General features: G+C 62.4%; 15 protein-coding genes. 6 read left to right on the forward strand and 9 right to left on the reverse strand.

Annotated features, from left to right (window positions below):
- Positions 1-94 precede the first annotated feature (94 nt).
- Entirely contained in the window at positions 95-1,768 is a 1,674-nt protein-coding gene (gene ggt, locus MMS95_RS10000; RefSeq protein ID WP_242141622.1) for a gamma-glutamyltransferase, read from the forward strand.
- A gap of 202 nt (positions 1,769-1,970) precedes the next feature.
- The gene (locus MMS95_RS10005; RefSeq protein WP_242141636.1) at positions 1,971-4,268 is read left to right on the forward strand and encodes an FdhF/YdeP family oxidoreductase; all 2,298 of its coding nucleotides are present in this window, start codon (positions 1,971-1,973) and stop codon (positions 4,266-4,268) included.
- Between the two features lie 47 nt (positions 4,269-4,315).
- Here MMS95_RS10005 and MMS95_RS10010 read toward each other — a convergent pair whose 3' ends face one another.
- From MMS95_RS10010 to MMS95_RS10020, 3 genes are all read right to left on the reverse strand, one after another.
- The gene (locus MMS95_RS10010; RefSeq protein ID WP_103686685.1) at positions 4,316-5,086 is read right to left on the reverse strand and encodes a DeoR/GlpR family DNA-binding transcription regulator; all 771 of its coding nucleotides are present in this window, start codon (positions 5,084-5,086) and stop codon (positions 4,316-4,318) included.
- 113 nt (positions 5,087-5,199) lie between these two features.
- Complete coding sequence (locus MMS95_RS10015; protein WP_103085292.1) at positions 5,200-6,423, reverse strand: FAD-dependent oxidoreductase; 1,224 nt, start codon at positions 6,421-6,423, stop codon at positions 5,200-5,202.
- Positions 6,413-7,816: an NAD(P)/FAD-dependent oxidoreductase gene (locus tag MMS95_RS10020; protein WP_103085293.1), complete on the reverse strand. Its 1,404-nt coding sequence runs from the start codon at positions 7,814-7,816 to the stop codon at positions 6,413-6,415. Before MMS95_RS10020 ends, MMS95_RS10015 begins: the two co-directional genes overlap by 11 nt.
- A gap of 258 nt (positions 7,817-8,074) precedes the next feature.
- Here MMS95_RS10020 and MMS95_RS10025 point away from each other — a divergent pair, with 258 nt between their 5' ends.
- The 3 genes from MMS95_RS10025 (at position 8,075) to MMS95_RS10035 (ending at position 11,216) form a co-directional block, all read left to right on the forward strand.
- On the forward strand, positions 8,075-9,535 hold the full coding sequence (locus MMS95_RS10025) for a glycerol kinase (protein WP_242141623.1): 1,461 nt from the start codon (positions 8,075-8,077) through the stop codon (positions 9,533-9,535).
- Positions 9,528-10,760: an ethanolamine utilization protein EutH gene (eutH, locus tag MMS95_RS10030; protein WP_242141624.1), complete on the forward strand. Its 1,233-nt coding sequence runs from the start codon at positions 9,528-9,530 to the stop codon at positions 10,758-10,760. The genes MMS95_RS10025 and eutH overlap by 8 nt, the downstream gene beginning before the upstream one ends.
- Before the next feature lie 99 nt (positions 10,761-10,859).
- Positions 10,860-11,216: a DUF1937 family protein gene (locus MMS95_RS10035; protein ID WP_004938034.1), complete on the forward strand. Its 357-nt coding sequence runs from the start codon at positions 10,860-10,862 to the stop codon at positions 11,214-11,216.
- A 38-nt stretch (positions 11,217-11,254) separates the two neighbouring features.
- Here the strand turns inward: MMS95_RS10035 and MMS95_RS10040 are convergent, their stop codons facing one another.
- The gene (locus MMS95_RS10040; protein WP_242141625.1) at positions 11,255-13,180 is read right to left on the reverse strand and encodes a DUF3857 domain-containing protein; all 1,926 of its coding nucleotides are present in this window, start codon (positions 13,178-13,180) and stop codon (positions 11,255-11,257) included.
- Positions 13,181-13,303: 123 nt separating this feature from the next.
- A complete protein-coding gene (locus MMS95_RS10045) occupies positions 13,304-13,873 on the reverse strand; it encodes an XRE family transcriptional regulator (RefSeq protein WP_048323578.1) in 570 nt (189 codons plus the stop codon).
- Positions 13,874-14,002: 129 nt separating this feature from the next.
- On the opposite strand from MMS95_RS10045, the gene MMS95_RS10050 reads away from it, so the two are divergent.
- Complete coding sequence (locus tag MMS95_RS10050) at positions 14,003-14,899, forward strand: DMT family transporter (RefSeq protein WP_242141626.1); 897 nt, start codon at positions 14,003-14,005, stop codon at positions 14,897-14,899.
- Between the two features lie 209 nt (positions 14,900-15,108).
- Here the strand turns inward: MMS95_RS10050 and MMS95_RS10055 are convergent, their stop codons facing one another.
- From MMS95_RS10055 to MMS95_RS10070, 4 genes are all read right to left on the reverse strand, one after another.
- Entirely contained in the window at positions 15,109-15,714 is a 606-nt protein-coding gene (locus tag MMS95_RS10055; protein ID WP_033632999.1) for a nitroreductase family protein, read from the reverse strand.
- Positions 15,715-15,783: 69 nt separating this feature from the next.
- Positions 15,784-17,082: a cytochrome c gene (locus MMS95_RS10060; RefSeq protein ID WP_082996782.1), complete on the reverse strand. Its 1,299-nt coding sequence runs from the start codon at positions 17,080-17,082 to the stop codon at positions 15,784-15,786.
- A gap of 28 nt (positions 17,083-17,110) precedes the next feature.
- On the reverse strand, positions 17,111-19,369 hold the full coding sequence (locus MMS95_RS10065) for a molybdopterin cofactor-binding domain-containing protein (RefSeq protein ID WP_242141627.1): 2,259 nt from the start codon (positions 19,367-19,369) through the stop codon (positions 17,111-17,113).
- Positions 19,366-19,839, reverse strand: coding sequence for a (2Fe-2S)-binding protein (locus tag MMS95_RS10070; protein ID WP_049188933.1), 474 nt, complete (start codon positions 19,837-19,839; stop codon positions 19,366-19,368). The genes MMS95_RS10065 and MMS95_RS10070 overlap by 4 nt, the downstream gene beginning before the upstream one ends.
- Positions 19,840-19,913 lie beyond the last annotated feature (74 nt).

The raw sequence follows: 19,913 nt of genomic DNA on the forward strand, positions 1-19,913 counted from the left end.
CGCCGCAACAGCCCGAAGAAAACGCGCTAACCTGCTGTTTCAAAATAATTAGTTGAATTCACCTGATAACTGAACATCGCTAAAAGGATCTTCTATGTCTGCCGGTTTATTGAAAACGATAGCGCTGAGCGTGACCCTTGTTTGCTCCCTTCCCGCCGCCTGTGCCGCCGATCTGACCGCCGGCGCGGTCGCCGCTCCGGATCAGTATGGCGCAAAAGTCGCCGCGCACATTCTGCAGGCCGGCGGCAACGCGGTCGACGCGGCGGTCGCCACCGCCTTTACCCTCGCGGTGACCTACCCTGAAGCCGGCAATATCGGCGGCGGCGGCTTTATGACGCTGTATGTCGACGGCAAGCCCTATTTTCTCGACTACCGCGAAGTGGCACCCAAGGCCGCCAGCAAGACCATGTATCTGAACGAGAAAGGCGAAGTGATCGAAAATCTCAGCCTGGTGGGCAGCCGCGCCGCTGGCGTGCCGGGCACCGTGCTGGGGTTGTGGGAAGCGCACAAGCGTTTCGGCAAGCTGCCGTGGGCCGAACTGCTGACGCCGGCGATCGGCTACGCCCGGCAAGGTTTCACCGTAGCGGATCAGCAGTATCAGTACCGTGAAGACGCCAACAAGCTGTTCGCCGGTAAAACCAACTTCGGCGACTATTTCGGCGCCATGAAGCCCGGCACGGTGTTCAAACAGCCGGAGCTGGCCGCCACCCTTGAGCGCATCGCCAAATCGGGCGCCGACGATTTTTATCACGGCGAGACCGCCCGCCTGCTGGTGGCGCAAATGCAGCGCAACAAGGGGCTGATCGGCGCGGCGGATCTGGCCGACTATCGGGTGAAATGGCGTGAACCGATGCGCATCAGCTGGCGCGGCAACACCGTGTATACCGCCCCGCTGCCCAGCTCCGGCGGCATTGCGTTGGCGCAGCTGCTGGGGATCAAAGAAGATCGCGCGGCCGACTTCAAGGGCGTGCCGCTCAACTCGGCGCGCTATATCCACCTGTTGGCGGAAATCGAAAAACGCGTGTTCGCCGATCGCGCCGACTACCTCGGCGACCCGGATTTCACTAACGTGCCGGAAGCGCAGCTGATCGCCCCTGATTACCTGCAAAAACGCGCCGCCGAGATCAACCCGACGGCGATCTCGCCGACCGAACGGGTGCGGCCGGGGCTGGAAAGCCACCAAACCACCCACTTTTCGATCGTCGATGCCGCCGGCAACGCGGTCAGCAATACCTATACGCTGAACTGGGACTTCGGCAGCGGCGTGGTGGTCAAGGACGCCGGCTTCCTGCTTAACGACGAGATGGACGACTTCAGCGCCAAACCCGGCGTCGCCAATGCTTTCGGCGTGGTGGGCAGCGACGCCAACGCCATCGAGCCGGGCAAACGCATGCTCTCCTCGATGAGCCCGACCATCATCACGCGCGACGGCGACGTCACCCTGGTGATCGGCACCCCGGGCGGTTCGCGCATCTTCACCTCGATCTTCCAGGTGATCAACAACCTCTACGATTACCATCTGCCGCTGGCGCAGGCGGTGGCCGCCCAGCGCGTACACCATCAGCTGTTGCCGAAGGACACCGTATACTATGACAGCTTTGCGCCGCTGACCGGCAAACCGGCGGACGAGCTGAAGGCCATGGGCTACACCCTCGAAGACCAGGGCTGGAACATGGGGGATATTCAGGTCATCCGCATCGATGGCCGCACGCCGGAAACCGCGTCCGATCCGCGCGGCCGCGGCGTGGGCCTGGTGGTGAAAAAGTAACGCCCCGGCGGCCCGCCTCAGGTTAGACGGGCCGCTACTTCCCCGCATTGACTGCCGCTGCGCCCTTTCTTACTCATCTATACTGAAGCGACAGGCTCGCGTTTGACGACGGCGGCGTCTGCCTTCCTTCTTAGACGATAACGACAATATTAATTTTAAATCAATCACCTGCATTTATCGTAAGCGGTGTCGGAGGCAATCAATAATGGCGAAAAGACGAGCAGTACCCGGTGTCCATCCCTACGATGGGCCCGCCGGCGGTTGGGGCGCGCTGAAAGCGACGGCCATCGCCGTGCGCACACAGATGGATACCCTGGAAGCGCCGGTGACGCTGATGCGTACCAACCAGCCCGACGGGTTTGACTGCCCGGGATGTGCGTGGCCGGATAAAGAGCATCGCTCCACCTTTCAGTTTTGCGAAAACGGCGCCAAAGCGGTGACCTGGGAAGCGACCAGCAAGCGCGTGACGCCCGAATTCCTGGCGCAAAATACCGTGACCTCACTGCTGCAAAAAACCGATTATCAGTTGGAAGACTATGGCCGCCTGACCACGCCCCTGTTTTATGACGCCGGGACGGACACCCTGCGCCCGCTGGCCTGGGACGAGGCGTTCCAACGCATCGCCGCCGTCTTGCAGACGCTGCCGCCGGAACAGGTGGAATTTTATACCTCCGGCCGGGCGTCCAATGAGGCGGCCTACCTGTTCCAGCTGTTTGCGCGTGAATTTGGCAGCAATAACTTTCCCGACTGCTCCAACATGTGCCATGAGCCGACCAGCGTTGGCCTGCCGCAATCGATCGGCATCGGTAAAGGCACCGTCTCGCTGGACGACTTTGACAGCGCGGAGCTGGTTATTTCCATCGGGCACAACCCGGGCACCAACCACCCGCGCATGATGGGCACGCTGCATGAGCTGGCGCGCAAAAAAGTGCCGATCATTGTGTTTAACCCGCTGCGCGAGCGGGCGCTCGAACGTTTCACCGATCCGCAAAACGTCATCGAAATGGCGACCTACAGTTCGACCCCGATCGCTTCAACCTACTATCAGGTCGAAGCCGGCGGCGATGCTGCGGCGCTCAAAGGCATCGCCAAAGCGTTGCTGCAGTTGGATGATGAGCATGGCAATGCGCTGGATCACGCCTTTATTGCCGAGCACACTGAAGGGTTTACGGCTTTCGACGCCGATCTGCGGACCACCCGTTGGGAAGCCATTGAGGCGGAAAGCGGTCTGACGCGTCAGGATCTGGAACAGGTCGCCGCCGCTTACGCGAAATCCAACGCCACCATCGTGACCTACGGCATGGGCATTACGCAGCACAATAAAGGGACGGCCAACGTGCGCCTGATCGCTGACCTGCTGCTGCTGCGCGGCAACATTGGCAAACCGGGCGCCGGCATTTGCCCGCTGCGCGGCCACTCTAACGTGCAGGGCAACCGCACCGTCGGCATCACCGAAAAACCCTCGGCCGAATTTTTGGCGAAGCTGGAAACGGTGTTTGGCTTCACGCCGCCCAAAGCCCACGGTCACGATGCCGTGAAATGCATGCAGGCGATGATCGACGGCGCTTCGAAAGCGTTGATCTGCCTGGGCGGCAACTTCGCCGTGGCGCTGCCGGATCCCGAGCAGAGCTTCCCGGCGATGAAAGCACTGGAGTTAAGCGTACATATCGGCACCAAACTCAATCGTAGCCATCTGTTGGTGGCGAAAGAAACCCTCATTCTGCCCTGCCTGGGCCGTACCGAGCTGGATCTGCAGGCCGGCGGACGGCAATCGGTGACGGTTGAGGATTCGATGTCGATGGTGCATGCCTCGTCCGGCAAATTAAAACCGGCGTCGGAGCTGTTGCGTTCGGAACCCGCCATTGTGGCCGGCATGGCCAAAACGGTGATGCCCGCCAGCAAGGTGCCCTGGGATGAGTTGGTCGAGGATTACGACGTGATCCGCGATCTGATCGAAAAAACCATCCCCGGCTTCGACGATTACAACGCGCGCATTCGTCAACCCGGCGGTTTTCGCATGCCATTGCCGCCGACAGAACGCCTGTGGCCGACGGCGACGGGCAAAGCGATGTTTTCGGTGTTCAGCGGGTTGCACGAAGACCAGATTGCGGCGGAACAAGATACGCTGCGGCTGATCACCCTGCGCAGCCACGATCAGTACAACACCACCATCTATGCCCTGGATGACCGCTATCGCGGGGTTTTCGGCAGGCGCGACGTGCTGTTTATGAATGACAGCGATCTGCAACGTTTGGGGCTGGAGCATGGCGACGTGGTCGACCTGGAAACGGCGCTGCCCGGCAGCACCCAGCGCCTGGAAGGCATCACGGTGATCGCCTACAACATCTCGGCCGGATCGGTCGGCGCCTACTACCCGGAAGCCAACGTGCTGGTGCCGTTGCATTACATCGATGAGGAGAGCGGTACGCCTTCGTACAAATCGGTGCCAATCCGCGTGAAGCTGAGATCCAAAGAGGTGCGCGCGGTCGATATCGCCTGACGGAAGCGGTTTGAGCCTTTCTCCACATGGAGAAAGGCTTCTCCCCTTTATACCTGCGCCACCAACACATTGACGTTGGCGGGGAAAACCAGCCCTTCGAGCGCATTACCGCTGTCGGATGTCACCAGATAATCGACCTCGGGCCATTTGGCCACCAGCGTCATCGCATGCCCGCGCAGCTTGTTTTCATCTGCCAGCACGATGCATTTGCGGCTCTGCGCAATCATTTTTCGCGCGATGGCCGCCTCATTGACGTTTTGATCCATCACCCCGGTCTGCACATTAACCGCGCCGGCGCCGATAATGGCGTAATCGGCGAAAAACGCTTCGATATTATTCAACGCGATCGCGCCCAGGCACGCCATTTTGGAGTCGATGAACTGCCCGCCGATCAGCACCACGTCGGTGGAGTCATTTTCCAGACAGACGTTGGCGATCAGCGGCGAGTTGGTGATGACCGTCAACTGATCCACCGTCGCCAACTGCCGAGCGAACTCCAGCGTGGTGGTGCCGAAATCCACGAACACCGTATCGCCCGGTTGGATCAGCGTCACCGCTTTCTCCGCGATGGCGCGCTTCTCAGCCTCGGCGATTTTGGCCCGCTCATTGAATTCATGCTCGAACTTGAACTGGCTGCTGACCGCGCCACCGTGGATCTTCTTGATCAGCCGATAATCTTCCAGCTTGTTAAGATCGCGCCGAATGGTTTCCTGCGAAACCTGGAATTTATCCGCCAGCTCATTCACGTAAACCCGGCCATTGGCCTGGATCAGCGCCAGTATTTCATTGCGCCTTTCCACGGAATTAGAGATATCCATTCACATTACACTCGCTGCCTTAAGTAAGAGTGACTGCTTCCGCCGAGACTCGCGGCGTTAACTGACGGAATACTACGGGTTTCAGGGCGTTAGACGCAAGCCGTAGCCGCCGTTCATCCGGCGGGTTCGATGCTGATGTGCAGCGCGTCACGCTCGCCGCCGGGCGGCAAGGCGATGTTGCGCAGCAGGATCCGCCGTTCCGGCAGGCAGCGATGCGTTTTACGGTACAGCACTTTCTCCCCCAGCCGCACCACGATCGAACCGGACACCGGCTGTTCCACGCGCATATTGATCGTGACCGTGGCGGGTTTGCCGATCAGCGCCACGTTGGCAGGCGCGGTCAGGCGGATCCGCTCGTCATGCCGCACCGGGAGGATTTGCCGCGCCGGCGGCAGCGTGCGCTGCAGCGAACGGGCAACGGCTTCGCCGACGCGCAGCCCTTCCTGATAACACTGGTCGCCCATGTCCGCCGGGTGCAGCATGTTGCCGACGGCGAAATAGGCGGCGTCGGAACAGCGGCCGAACTGATCGGTCAGCGGGCAGCCGCTCTCCGGCCGCTGCGCCAGGTGGCTCTGGCGGATCAGCGTATACTCCCCGGTGAAGCGGCCGGTGAAGATCAGGCTGTCGCAGGCGATGCGCCGTTTCTCTCCCTGGCGGTTCTCCACCTCGATGGATTCGACCCGATCGCGGCCGGCAATGTCGGTCACCCGCGAATAATAGTGAATCGGCACCCCCATCAGGCGCGCATAAAGCGCGCTCAGCCGCCAGGCGACGGGCCTGCCGCCGCTTTCAATCATGGCGACGGCGCGCACGCCGGCGTTGCGCAGCGTCCACAGCGCGGAGAAACTGACCAGCTCGGTGCCGACCACCACCGGCGCCTTGCCCGGCTGCAGCCCGCGCAAATAGACGAACTGCTGCAGCGCGCCGGCGGTCAGCACGCCCTGCGGCCGCAGGCCGCTCACCAGGCGTGGATGACGCGGCGTCTCGCGCACGCCGGTCGCCAGGATCACCCGCTGCGCTTTCAAGGTGCTGACGCCACGGCGGTCCGTGATGGTCAGCTCACCGTCTGGTTTGATGGCGAGCACCGTCACGCCGGTGCGGATCTCTACCTGCCCGGCGCGCGCCAGTATCTTATCAACATAGGTGGACCCCAGCATCGGCCGGTAAAAAGTCTGCAGCCCGAAGGTGGGATGTCGGCAGTGCCTGGGCACGCCGCCCGCCTGCTGTTCCCGCTCCAGGATCACCACATCCTCGATGCCCGCCTGCCGCAGCGCGGTCGCCGCCGCAATCCCGGCCGGCCCGGCGCCGACAATCGCCACCTGATACTCAGTTTTCATCAATGCTCCCTACGGCCAGCGTTTGGCCAAAACGATCGCCCACCATTTCCGCCACCCGGCTGCTGCAATAGAAACCGTTGCAGCGCCCCATCATCACGCGCGTGCGGCGCCGCAGCCCGCCGATGCATTCCGGCGGCACGGCGGAATCGAACGCCGCCTCTATCTCCCGCTGGGTCACCAGCTCACAATGGCAAACGATGCCGCCGTTGTCCGGGCGCGCATAATCGCGCAGCGCATAGTCGGCAAGCATCGGCATCTGCGGCCAATGCACGGTCTGCGGCGTTGTCAGCGTGAAGCACGGCGTAAAGTGGTCGCGATAAAGCTGCTCCACGTATTGCGCGATGCCGAGCGCCGCCGTCAGGCCGGTGGAGCGAATGCCCGCCACGCAGATCCACTGCCGATCGGGATAGTGCTGAATGCGGTAGTGTTTCTGTTCGGTCGCCGGGCGTAATCCGGCATAGCTGGCGGTCACACTGTAATTCGCCAGCGTGGGCAGCAGCCGGGTGCCCTGTTCGATCAGCTCGCGCATTTTGGTTTCGTCCACCGTCGCCGTCTCGCGATCCTGCTGCTCTTCGGCGGTCGGCCCGAGCAGCAAATTGCCAAAGATGGTTTTCGACAGCAGCACCCCTTTGGTGATCGCCGTCGGCACCGGCAAGATGATGGCGTTGACCTGACCGGCGGCGGCCTTGTCGAACACCAGGAACTGCCCTTTGCGCGGGCGGATTTCAAACTCGGGCTGATGGCAGAAACTTTCTACCCGGTCGCCCTGATTGCCGGCGCAGTTGATGACGATTTTGCCGTGAAACTCGCCCCGGTTGCTGGTTAGCCGCCAGCCGGTCGGCAAGCGTTCGGCGCCGGTCACCTCGGTATTGAAGCGATAGTCGCCGCCGTGTTTGACGCCCTGCGTCAGGTACGCCAGCGGCGTGCTCCAGGGATCGATCACGCTCTCTCCCGGTACCTCTACCGCCGCCAACGCGCCGGGCGCCAGTTGCGGCTCACGGCGATACAGTTCGGTGGCGTCGATCTGCGCCACGTCCAGCACGCCGTTGTCATGCGCCTGCTGCACGATCGCGGGCAGCGCCGCCAGCTGCTGCTCGTCCCACGCCACCACCAACGCGCCGGTAGGCAACAGCGGCAAATTCATCCGTTCACGGATGGCGATAAACTCCCGGTAGCCGGCCTGCATGCAATGCAGTTCCAGGCTGCCGCTCGGCGCATCGAAGCCGGTATGCAGCAGCGCGCTGTTGGCTTTGCTGGCGCCGGACAGGATATCGCCCCCCTTTTCCAACAGCAGCGTACGGGCGCCCATCAGGCAAAATTTGCGGAATACCGCACACCCGACCACACCGCCGCCAATCACGACAATGTCCCAATCCGTTTGTTCTTCCATCATGCTGATGTCCCGTTTTGATGTGATAACCACAATAAAACCACACAATAACCGCATTTGAAATGATAAAAACAACACAACTCCCAAAAAAAGGCCGCAAAAGGCGGTGATAAGCAAAAAGTATGAGGTCGATCACGCGGGGTTATTTTATCTTGTGTTTTATGTTGCTTTAATGTGTGAAATTGAAGATAGATTATTAAAACAGTCACACAACCAACACCAGGCACAATAAAAAAACAAAACCTATAAGAGAGCGAAGCAATGATGAATCAACGTTATGCCGCGATTGATCAGGGAACCACCGGCACCCGGGTCGTGGTGTTCGGCGAAGACGGCAGGCACCATTCGCCGGCCAGCATGCCGCACAAGCAGATCACCCCCAATCCGGGCTGGGTGGAACACGACGCCCTGGAGATTTTGGCGAATATCCGCCGCTGTCTCAGCCAGTGCGACATGGTGGATGCCATCGGTTTAGGGCATCAGGGCGAAAGCCTGCTGGCCTGGGACGCCGACAGCGGCCTGCCGCTGTACAACGCCATCGTTTGGCAAGATCAGCGCACCGAGCCGGAGATCCAGCGCCTGAAACGCGAAGGCGTCGAGCCGCTGGTGATGGCGAAAACCGGCCTGCCGCTCGATACCTACTTCTCCGCCAGCAAGATGGGCTGGCTGATGAACAACGCGCCAGGGGCCAGGCAGCTGGCGCAACGCGGCCGCCTGCGGCTCGGCACCATGGACGCTTTCTTCCTGTTCCACCTGTGCGGCCGGCACCTCACCGACTATAACTCGGCCTCGCGCACCTCGTTGTTCAACATTCATACCCTGCAGTGGGACGAGGAGCTGTGCCGTTTGTTCGGCGTGCCGATCGACAGCCTGCCCGAGGTCAGAGACAACATCGGCCACTTCGGCGACGTCGCGCTCAACGGCAAACCGGTGCCGCTGACGGCCTGCATCGTCGACCAGTTTGCCGGCACATACGGCCACGGCTGCCATCAACCGGGGCAGATGAAGATCACCTTCGGTACCGGCGCCTTTTTACAGGCGATCACCGGGCCGCGCCCGATCGACGCCGGCGAGTCCGGCCTGTTGCCCACGCTGTGCTGGAAGCTGCCCGGCAGCGAGCCGGTGTATGGCCTGGACGGCGGCGTTTATAACGCGGCCTCCGCCATTAACTGGGCAAGAAAGATAGGCCTGTTCAACGATTTCGATGAATTCGGCGATTTTCCGGCCCAGCCGGCCATCGCGCGCGGCCTGGCCTTTGTGCCCGCGCTCTCTGGGCTGGCCTGCCCGTACTGGGATCGCTCCGCCGCCGGGATGTGGGCCGGCCTGTCGCTGGAAACCGAACGCAAGGATCTGCTGCAGTCGATCCTCGAAGGCATCGCCATGCGTTCCGCCGAGGTGATCAACGCCATGGATAAACTGAAACCGATCGGCGACAGCATTTCGGTGGACGGCGGCCTTTCCGCCAACCGCTATTTCACGCAGTTTCTCGCCAACCTGATCCAAAAGCGCATCGTCTCTCCCGCCAATAAGGAGATCACCGCCCAAGGCGTTGCGCTGTTGGCGCGTAAAGGACTGGGGGTGGAACATCCGCTCAAGGTGCTCAACCGCTATGAAGTGACGGAACCCGCCGAGGTCGATATGGCGGTCTGGTTTGCCCGTTATCAGGAAATCATCGCGCGCTCGCGCGGCTTACGTTCATCGCAGGAGGAACACCATGGCTGAGTTCGGTAATGTCATCATCTATATCATCATGGCCGGCACCCTGATCGGCGCGTTGGCGTCGATCGTCAAGCCGGAAGGCGAGCTGGGGCGTGAGTTCGTCAACGGCATTCATGCCATCGGCCCGGTGTTTCTCGCCCAGGCGGGCATCATGGCCGCGATCCCGATCATCTCTTACCTGATCATGTACAGCATCGGCCCCTTCTTCTCGGCGCTCGGCTCAGACGCCTCGATCGCGGCGCTGGCGGTGATCGCCGTGGACATGGGCGGCTACCAGTTGGCCGACGCCATCGCCGCCAACCGCGATATGTGGATCGTCGCCATGCTGGTGGGTTACACCTCCGGCGCCAGCATCGTCTACCTGATCCCGGTCGGGCTTATCATGCTGAACCGCGACGACCATAAGTATCTGGCGTTAGGGGCCATGGCGGGTTTGATCAGCATTCCGTTTGCGGTGCTGATCGCCCTGGTGACCATCACCTTCAACAACCTGCCGGTCAGGGAGATCATCTCCACCACCTCGCCCGCCGCGCACTATCTGCAGCTGGACTTGCTGCAGGCGCTGCGGCTGCTGTCGCCGCTGTTCGCCCTGTGCTTCCTGTTGGCGCTGGGGCTGAAGCTGCGGCCGGCGGCGATGGTGAAAGGGTTCCTGATCTTCGGCAAAGCGGCGGATGCCTTTATCAAGCTGGTATTGGCGTTATGCATCATCGAACATTTCACCGGCGTGTTTAAAAAGGTATTCGGCGGCTGGGTGTTCGATCCGTTATTTGCCGACAAAGACGAATTATTCCGCGCTATCGAGATCGCCGGTTATATCGGCATTATGTTGGCGGGCACATTCCCCATTTGTTATTTATTCCAGCGCTATTGCCGCAAGCCGATGCATTTCATCGGTAAAAAGCTCGGTTTATCGGATACCGGCGCGCTGGGCTTTATTATGGTATTGGCCAATATCATCGCCGTTTATCACCTGTTCAAAGGCATGCGGGCGCGCGATAAGGTGCTGTGCGTGGCCTTCGGCATCTGCGCGCAGGCCACGTTGGGCGATCACCTGGCGTTTACCGCCAACTTCCAACCTTCGCTGGTGTTGCCGATCATGATGGGCAAAGTCCTCGGCGGCATGATCGCCGTGCTGATCGCCATAAAAATTTCGGTGCCGGAGGCTGAATTGCTGGAAAAAGAACAGACGCAAAGGCAATCGACGGCCATCGCCGCCGCCGCTCGCTGAATTTATCCCTAAGCCATAAAAATAAACGGGGCGCCGCCTCACGGGGAAACTGCGCCCTTTTTTCGTCCCTGACAACAATTATTGAGAGAACCAACGCTAATGAGAAAAATATTTTTAGCCTGCCCCTACAGCCACGCCGACGCCAACGTCGTGCAGCAACGCTTTATCGCCTGCAACGACGTCGCCGCCGCTATCGTGCGCGCCGGCAACGCCGTTTTTAGCCAGGTCAGCATGTCGCATCCGATCAATCTCTGTCTGCAAGATCTCGACAAAACCGCCATCGGCACGCTGTGGGCGCCGATCGACGCGCTGTTCATGGCGGCGATGGATGAATTGATCGTGCTCGACTTGCCGGGTTGGCAAGAGAGCGGCGGCATCAAGCGCGAGATGGATTCTTTCGCGGCGCGCGGTTGCCGCGTCAGCCTGTGGTCCGAGGTCGCTAGCGAGTTCAACTGAGGCGTGCGCCCCGCCGCTTCGCGCGACGGGGCTGCGTCCTATTTGCCGTTGGCCAATTCACCGTACACCACCTGGCCGCGGAAACCGCGCCGCACCTGCTGGAACAGCTCGCGGAACGCCGGGTAATCCTGCGCCTGGCACAGCGCTTCCTTGCCGCGAATGGCGTTCACCTGCAGGCGGTGATTGACGGTCACCTGCTGCCCATCGCGCCGCCACGCCACGCGATAGTCGCCCGCCGCATTGCGGAACTGCCTGTCTTGCGGAATGGCGATGATCGGCACGTTGGCCGGCAGCTGCAGACGGTAGGTTTCGTCGTAGCGCTGCGCGCTGCAGTAGAACGGGGTTTCGTTGCCCGGCGCCGCCGTAGTGGTATACAGCGTGCGGAACGATTTGCCGCCGGGCGGGTTGGGCAACGTCATGCCGCCCACCACGCCGAAATCGACGTAGTCGTCCGCCTTGAAGCGGAAGCGGTAACCGAACTGCTTTTTGAGATCCAGCGGATCGCTGTTCATCGCCACTTCGCCGCTGCCGTCGATGCCGGAGGCGGACATGATCGTCGCTTCGGCCTGCGCCCGGTTCTGGCGGTTGATCTGCGAGAAGTAGCCCCGCAGGTCAATCTCTTCCACTTCGCTCAGCCGGCGCTCGGTCTCCCCCTGCAGATTGCCCGCCTTGTCGAACACGAAATCGACGTTCAGCGCGCTCTTGACCGGCTGCTCGTCGCTGCCCGGCGTGCGCGCCAGTTTGGCGTCGCGCGTGAGCAGCACCGGCGCCCCCAGGTCGCCCTCCGGCAGTTGCCCGAAACGCGCCCAGGGATTGGTGGAATCGAGGTACAGTCTGAATTCCGGCACATAGGTGATGGCGTGATTAAAGCGGCCGAGCAGCGGCACGTTAGGCAGTATCGGGCCTTCATCCATGCCGATCAGCACCGGCGAGCTTTCAATGCCCTTGGCGGCGAGCAGCGCCTCCAGGATCACCACGTGATCCTTACAGTCGCCGTAGTGGTTATCGAGAATGCTCTGCGCCGAATTCGGCTCCAGCCCGCCGTTGCCCAGGTACACCGCCACGTAGCGAATGTTTTGCGCCACCCAGCGATAGAGCGCCTCCGCCTGCTCGCGCCGATCGCTGATGCCGGCGGTAATGTTGTCCGCCAGCGCCTGAATGCCCGGCGTCACCTTTGCCGCCGCGCCGGCCTTCAGCTGGTAGGCCTTGGCCAACTGCGGCCAATCGCGGTAGGTGCTGGCCATGATGGTCGGGCTGAAGGTCCAGCTGTCCGCCGCCCAGTTTTGCGCCTTCATCGGCGCGCTGCGCGAATAATGCCAGCGCCAGTGCGCCTGTCCGCCGCGGATCAGTGGCTGGTCGCCGCCCGCCACGCCGCGGGTGAAAATATGCATCGGCAGCTTGGCCGGCGCCTGCAGGGTCACTTCGGCGTCGTCGAACTGATCGAAAACGCTGAACGTCTCCCACAGGCCGAAATAGTCGGGGAAATACGGGGTGTTTTGCGTGCGGCGCAGCTCATACACCACGCGCGATCCCGGCGCCAGGTTGGAGAACACGATGACGCGCACTTTGCGGTCGGCATACAGCGGCGCCGTGGCGCTGGAGTAGCTCTCCTGGGTGTAGATGCGGTCGGGCGCCACATCGTGGCGCTGGCCGTCGGCGGTCAGCGTATAGGCGGCGACCACCTCCAGCGTTTCCATTTTCTCGCTGTAGCTCAGGCGGATCTGGCTGAATTTCTCGATCGCCGCCTTGGTCTTCAGCAGCACTTCGTAGCTTTCCGTCTTCACGTTGGTGGCGTTGGCGTTAACGCGATAATCCGCGCGATAGCGCACGAAGCTGAAATCGTTGTTGGCCGTGTCGTTCTGGCCCTGATCCGCCGCGGCGGGCGGTGCAGCGGCCAACACGGTGGCCGGGTGCGTCGCCGTCAAACCGGCGAGTAACAGTATGGAAGGAATAGCGATTTTCATCTTCGGTCCTTGAAGGGCGTTAAGCAGCGACACCGGGCCATACGTCCGTCCCGGCGTCAAAACAGGCGGGCACCCTAATATAATTGAGAATCATTTTCAATAAACGAACCGTCAACGCCCGGGTTAGCCCTGTTCGATCAGCATCACGGCGGTGGTCTCCGGCTCCAGCGCTTCGAATACATGCTCGCGATCGGCCGAGTAGCTGATGTAATCGCCGGCGTTCAGCTCCAGCGGTTGATCCGCCGGCCCCAGGCGCGCGCTCCCGCTGCTGATGATCACATGCTCAACGGTGCCGGGGGGATGCGGCCGGGAGAGTTTCACTTCACCGGGCTGCACCCGCAGCCGATAAATATCGCGTTGCGCCCCCGGTGGGCAGGTCGCCAACAGCGTGGCGGCGTAGTTGCCCTGCTCCGACAGCGCCGGCGTTCCCTCATGGGCGCGGATCACTTGCACCGGCCTGCTCGGCTGCGAAATCAGCCGGCTGACCGGCACATCCAGCGCCATCGCCAGCGCCCACAGCGTTTCCAGGCTGGGGTTGCCGCTGCCGGCTTCGAGCTGCGACAGCGTGGACTTGGCGATACCCGCGCGCTTCGCCAGTTCGGTAACGGACAGGTTCAATCGCTCCCGCTCACGGCGGATTGCCGCCGACAAGAGGCCAATCGGCGTGATGTTCTGCATTAGGCTCTCGCTCATTGTTCGTTATACCATTCATTTGTTCGACTTGACGAACAACGTCAGCCATGTTCATCATAATATTCGATTGTTCATTTTAATGATTAAGCGACTTCACCACAAGCACGGTCAGGCCGCGAGGGAAACGACATGAAAACGAAAACGCGCGGCGCAGTGCAAATGATCCTCGCCATGACGATCTCCGGCACCGTCGGTTGGCCGGTACTCGTTTTAGGGCAGCCGCCCGCCACGGTGGTGTTTTGGCGCTGCGCATTTGGCGCGCTGGCGATGCTGGCCACCTGCACCGCGCTTGGGCAACTGAAATCAGGCGCCATCAACCGGCGGCAGCTGGCTTTCGCCGTCCTGGGGGGCCTCGCGCTGGTGCTCAACTGGACGCTATTGTTTGCCGCCTATACGCATGCCTCGATCGCTGTCGCCACCGTGACCTACCATGTTCAACCGTTTATGTTGGTGGCGCTGGGAGCGTTGCTGTTCGGCGAAAAACTGACGGCTAATCGGCTGGGCTGGCTTCTGCTGGCGTTCGCCGGGATGGTGTTGATCGTCACCGGCCGGCAAAGCGGTGGCGGCGATGGCGACTATCTGCTGGGCGTGGCGCTGGCGCTGGGGGCGGCCCTGATGTACGCCCTGGCGGCGGCGATCGTCAAACAGCTGGCCGCGCTGCCGCCGCAGCTGATCGTGTTGATTCAGTTGACCGTCGGCGCGCTGGCGCTGGCGCCGTTCGCCGGTCTGACCCACCTTCCTGCCGATTCGTTCGACTGGCTGCTGTTGGCGACCCTCGGCCTGGTGCATACCGGGTTGATGTCCACGTTGCTCTATGGCGCGATCCAGAAAATCCCCACCGCTCTGGTCGGCGCGCTGTCGTTTATCTACCCGGCAGTGGCGATCGTGGTGGACTGGGCGGCGTTCGGGCACCGTCTCAGCCTGTTGCAGCTGCTGGGCACGCTGGCCATTCTCGGCGCGGCGGCGGGCATGAACTTCGGCTGGCGATGGCCGCCCGCCGCGCACCGGGCCGGTAAAATCGGTTAATCCCGCCCGACGGGCAAGCTATGCACAATAAGGCATTCGCCTTGTGTCCGGCGCGGTGCTATTTATTTAAACCGTGTAGGGTAGAAGGAGTGTTCTATGTGGCATCACCGCCTGCAACGGCGCATCCGTTTCAGCTACTGGAACGAACTGTGCATCATAAAAAAATAAGGGAAGGCGCAAGCCTTCCCTTTTGTCATTCACCGTTCAGCTCAGAAGCGATCGGTTTTCACCACCTCGTCGAACGGCAGCTTGCCGATGCGCGGGTAAGGTTGCCCCGCCGCCTTGCCGATAGCGACCATCAGCGCGATCTGATAATGCGCCGGCTTATTGATAATCTCGCCCACCGCGTCGAAATCAAAACCGTCCATCGGGCAAGAGTCGTAGCCCTGCGCCTTGGCCGCCAGCATCAACGTCTGGGCGAAGATGCCGCTGCTGCGCATCACTTCGTCGCGCTGCACCTGCGGCTTGCCGCGATAGTACTGATCGACGGCCGGGATCATGAACTGCTGTACCGGCTCCGCGGCCTCGGCCCAGACGTTTTTTACCTGTGACTCCCAGCTCGACAGATCGCCGCACAGCACGACCAGCATCGACGCGTCGGTCACCTGCGCCTGCCCCCACGCCGCCTCGCGAATTTTCTCGCGCTGCGCGCGATCTTCGATCAGCAGCGGGCGCCAGTGCTGCAGGTTAAACGCGCTGGGCGCGCCCTGCAGCGCGATAGTCAGCAACGCTTTTTTCTCTTCGAGCGTCATCACGTGCTGCGCATCGAACTGCTTGGTGGCGCGGCGCTGGCGGATTGCGTCTAACGTATTCATTTTACTGCCTCTGTCCATGTGAAAAGCTCTATTGTCGCCAACGCGGCGTGGCTGTCCAGCCCCCGGCGGTTATTTCTGCGCGGTTTCGGCGCGCAAGCGGCCGACCTGCGCCGCCAGGTCCGGCCACGGCGCCTGACCGGCGTAATGCTGCCGCAGGTAGTTGAGCAGGATGGCGATCTGCGCGTCATTCAGGTTATGGCGAAAGCCTGGCATATAGCCCAGCTCGGCGTTCGCCGGCCGCTGTATGCCGTCCAGCACCACGCGAATGGCGTTGTCCGGCGCCTCGGCGAACAGGTTGGTATTCAGCGCCAGAGACGGGCGCACCCCCGCCATCTGCGCGCCTTTTTCCTGCGCATGGCACGCCATGCAGGCGCCGGAAAACAGCCGCGCCCCTTGCGAACTCAGGGGCTCGACCTGGCGCTCCGCCTGAGCATTCAAGGTTGCCGCCGCGGCCTGCGCCGCCGCTTCCGGATGATAGCTGCGCAGATAGACGGCGATCGCCTGCAGGTCGGCCTGCGGCAAGCGCGACAGCCCTTCTTCGATCACCGGCGCCATCGGGCCAGCGGCGACGCCGTGGTTGGCCGAGTAGCCGGTGCGCATGAAATCGACCAGATCCTGCTGTGACCAGGCGAGCGGCGCGGGCGAGCGGCCGGTCAACGCCGGCGCCGTCCAGCCTTCCGCCACGCCGCCGGCCAGGTGCTCGCCGCCGGTTTTCTCGCCGAACAGCACGTTGCGCGGTGAGTGGCAGGCGCTGCAGTGCCCCAACCCTTCGACCAGGTACGCGCCGCGGTTCCAGTCGGCGCTTTGGGCTGACTGTTCCGGCAACGCGCCCGGCGTCAGGAACAGCAGGTTCCAGGCGAAGATGCCCTGGCGAATGTTGAACGGAAAGTGCAGATCGGTGGCCGGCGGCCGGTACTTGACCGGCGGCTGCGACATCAGATAGGCATACAGCGCCTGCAGATCGTCGTCGCGGGTGCGGGTAAAGGCGGTATAGGGAAACGCCGGATAGAGATAGCGGCCCTGGCGATCGACGCCGTGGCGCATGGCGCGTTCGAACGCCGCGTAGCTCCAGCTGCCGATGCCGGTTTCCACATCCGGCGTGATGTTGGTGGTGTAAATGGTGCCGAAGGGGATCTCCATCGCCAGCCCGCCGGTGTTGCGCTCGCCGCCCGCACGGGTGTGGCACACGGCGCAGTCGCCGAGATCGGCCAACGTTTTGCCGCGCGCGATCTGCGCCTCGCTGAAACTGTGGGTCGCATCGGCGGCGAGCGGCGCAATCTCCGGCTGCCAACTGGCGACCACGCCGGCGACCACCACGGCGATCACCGTGACGCCACCCCACCCGACGATTTTTTTCATCTTACTCATCTTTGCTGTCCTTGTTCGTTACGGGGGGTTAATGGCCGGCCTGAGCGCGCAGCGCGGCGAGCACCCGCGCCGGTGTGAACGGCACCTCGCGCAGGCGCACGCCGAGGGCGTCAAACAGCGCGTTGCCGATCGCCGCCGCACTCGGCACCGAGGCGGACTCTCCTGCACCCATCGGCGCTTCGTCCGGGCGGTCGATCAGCTGGATATCGACCTGCGGCAATTCGTCAAAGCGCAGGATCGGATAGCCGCCCCAGTCCAATGACGTCACGCCCGACGCGTTGAAGGTCACAAACTCTTTCAGCACCCGGCTGGCGGACTGGATAATGTTGCCGTGCACCTGATGGCGCACCCCGGCCGGATTGATCATCCGGCCGCAATCATGCGCCACGAAGATTTTATCGAGCGTGATCTGCCCGGAAAGGCGATTGACGCTGAGATCGCACACCCAGGCTGCCCAGGCGGCGCCGAAGCCGGGAAATTTGCTGTGGAAATAGCGCGCATAGGCGAAGCCGCGGCCGCTCACCACTTCGGCGCCGGCGGCGCGTGACCGGTGCGCCGGGCCGTCTTGCCAGTTCGCCTGGCGCTTCAGGGCCTCAATCAAGGCCACTGCGCGCGGATCGTTCAGGTAACGCAGGCGAAACGCGATCGGATCCTCGCCGGCACGCCAGGCCAGCTCGTCGATCCAGGACTCATGGGCGAACACGTTGGGCAGCGCCGAAACGCCGCGCATCCACGAGGCCCGCACGATCGGCGCGGCGTCCTGGCAAATCACCCGCATGTGCGGATACTCGTATTGCGGAATGGCGGTGCGATCGCCCATCTGTTGCACGTCAGCCCGGTTGGCCACCTTGCCGGTCAACACCAGCGGTAAGGTCACCGCATTGTTGGAGGGATAGCTGGTTTTCAACTCGTAGGCCGCCACTCGGTTTTGCGCGTCGAGGCCGCCGCGCACCCGGATCAACTGACCGGTGCCCTTCGGCTCCCAGCCGGATTCCTGTTCGCGCATCAGCTGCACCCGCACCGGGCGGCCGGTCGCCCGCGCCAACAGCGCCGCGTCCGCCGAGACGTCGTCGGCGCAGTTGCGGCCATAGCAGCCGGAGGCCTCCATGCGGGTGATATGCACCTGCTCAGGCGCCAATTCCAGCAGCGTGGCGATATCTTTGCGCAGATCGTGCGGGTTTTGCGTGCCGGACCACACCTGCGCCCGCCCGTCTTTAACCTCCGCCACTGCGCAGGAAGGGCCGATCGAGGCGTGCTGATGGTAAGGCCAGACATAGTCCGCCCGCACTTCGGTATGCAGCAATGCCAGCGCGTCGTCCGTGCCCGCATCGTCGCGCAGCACGCGGTCGGTTTTCGGGTTGGCTTCCAGTGCGGCGGGCAGCGCCTCCGGCGACAGGTCCGGCAGGCCGGCCCAGGGTTTCCATTCGGTTTTCAGCCGGCGCATGGCGGCGATCGCCTGCTCTTCGCGCTCGGCCACAATGCCGATGAAATCGTTGATCACCACCAGTTTCACGATGCCCGGCAGATGCGCGATCGAACTTTCATCCACCGACAACAGGCCGCCGCCCAGCGGCGCGCTGCTGTCGGCGCCTGCGTAAGGCGGGCGCACCACCCGGCCATGCAGCATGCCGGGCAAACGCAGATCGTGCACGTAGGTCAGCGCGCCGCTCACTTTGGCCGGAATATCGACCCGGGCGACGGCGCGGCCGACATAGCGGTTCTGCTGTTCACCGTTCAGCGGCACGTTTTTATCCAGCGCCACGTGCAGATTCTGCCCGCTCGCCAGCTGCGCATAGCTCAAGGTGCGTCCCGGATTCTTGGTCACAAACACCTGCCCCGCCGCCGCCGTCAGCTGGTCGGCCGGCAGTTCGAAGGCTTTGGCCGCCAGCGCCGTCAGCATATGCCGCACCTGCGCCGCCGCCTGGCGCAGCGGCACCGACGTCACCTGAAGGGTGGCGCTGGCGATAGTTGGCCCCTGATCCGGCGTGCGTTGCGTATCGCCGAGGATCATCGTGACGTGCTCGAACGGCACGCAAATTTCGTCGGCGACGATCTGCGCCAGCGCGGTGCGAATGCCGGTGCCGAGATCGACGTGGCCATTGAAGGCCGTCACCCGGCCGTCGGCGGTGAGGCTGATAAAACTGTCTACCCTATCCAGCGGCAGATCGGCAGGCGCTACAACCGCCTCGGCGGCGAAGGCGTTAAACGGCGCGGGCAGCAGGCTGCTGACCATCACCACGCCGCCGGCCTGCAACAGCTGGCGGCGGGTCAGTTCGAGGCGGCTCATGCTTGCCTCCGTGCAGCCAGCAGCGCGCGGGCGCGTTCGGCGGCGCGCAAGATCTCAAGATGGGTGCCGCAGCGGCACAGGTTGTAGGCCAGCTCTTTCTTGATCGCCTGTTCGTCCGCCTCGGGTTCACGTTCGAACAGCGCGACCAGCGTCATGATCATGCCGTTGACGCAGTAGCCGCATTGCGCCGCCTGCTCATCGATAAATCCTTGCTGCACCGGGTGCGGTGTTTCCGGCGTGCCCAGGCCTTCCAGCGTGGTGACGGACTTGCTTCCTACCGCGGCCAACGGCATTGAGCAGGAGCGAGCGGCGACGCCGTTGATAAGAACGGTGCAGGCGCCGCACTCCCCCAGGCCGCAGCCGTATTTGGGGCCATTCAAGTGCAGATCGTTGCGTAACACGTACAACAGCGGGGTCTCGGGCGAGATATCGCCGAGTGGAACCACCCGGCCATTAACATTGATTTCCATGGTGAAACTATCCCTTAAACAAACGGATTTAATCCGTAACATCACTGCGGCGAATAATTGCGCAGCGTGCTAAT

Source organism: Serratia sp. PGPR-27 (genome assembly GCF_022678525.1).
Taxonomy (GTDB): Bacteria; Pseudomonadota; Gammaproteobacteria; order Enterobacterales; family Enterobacteriaceae; genus Serratia; species Serratia nematodiphila.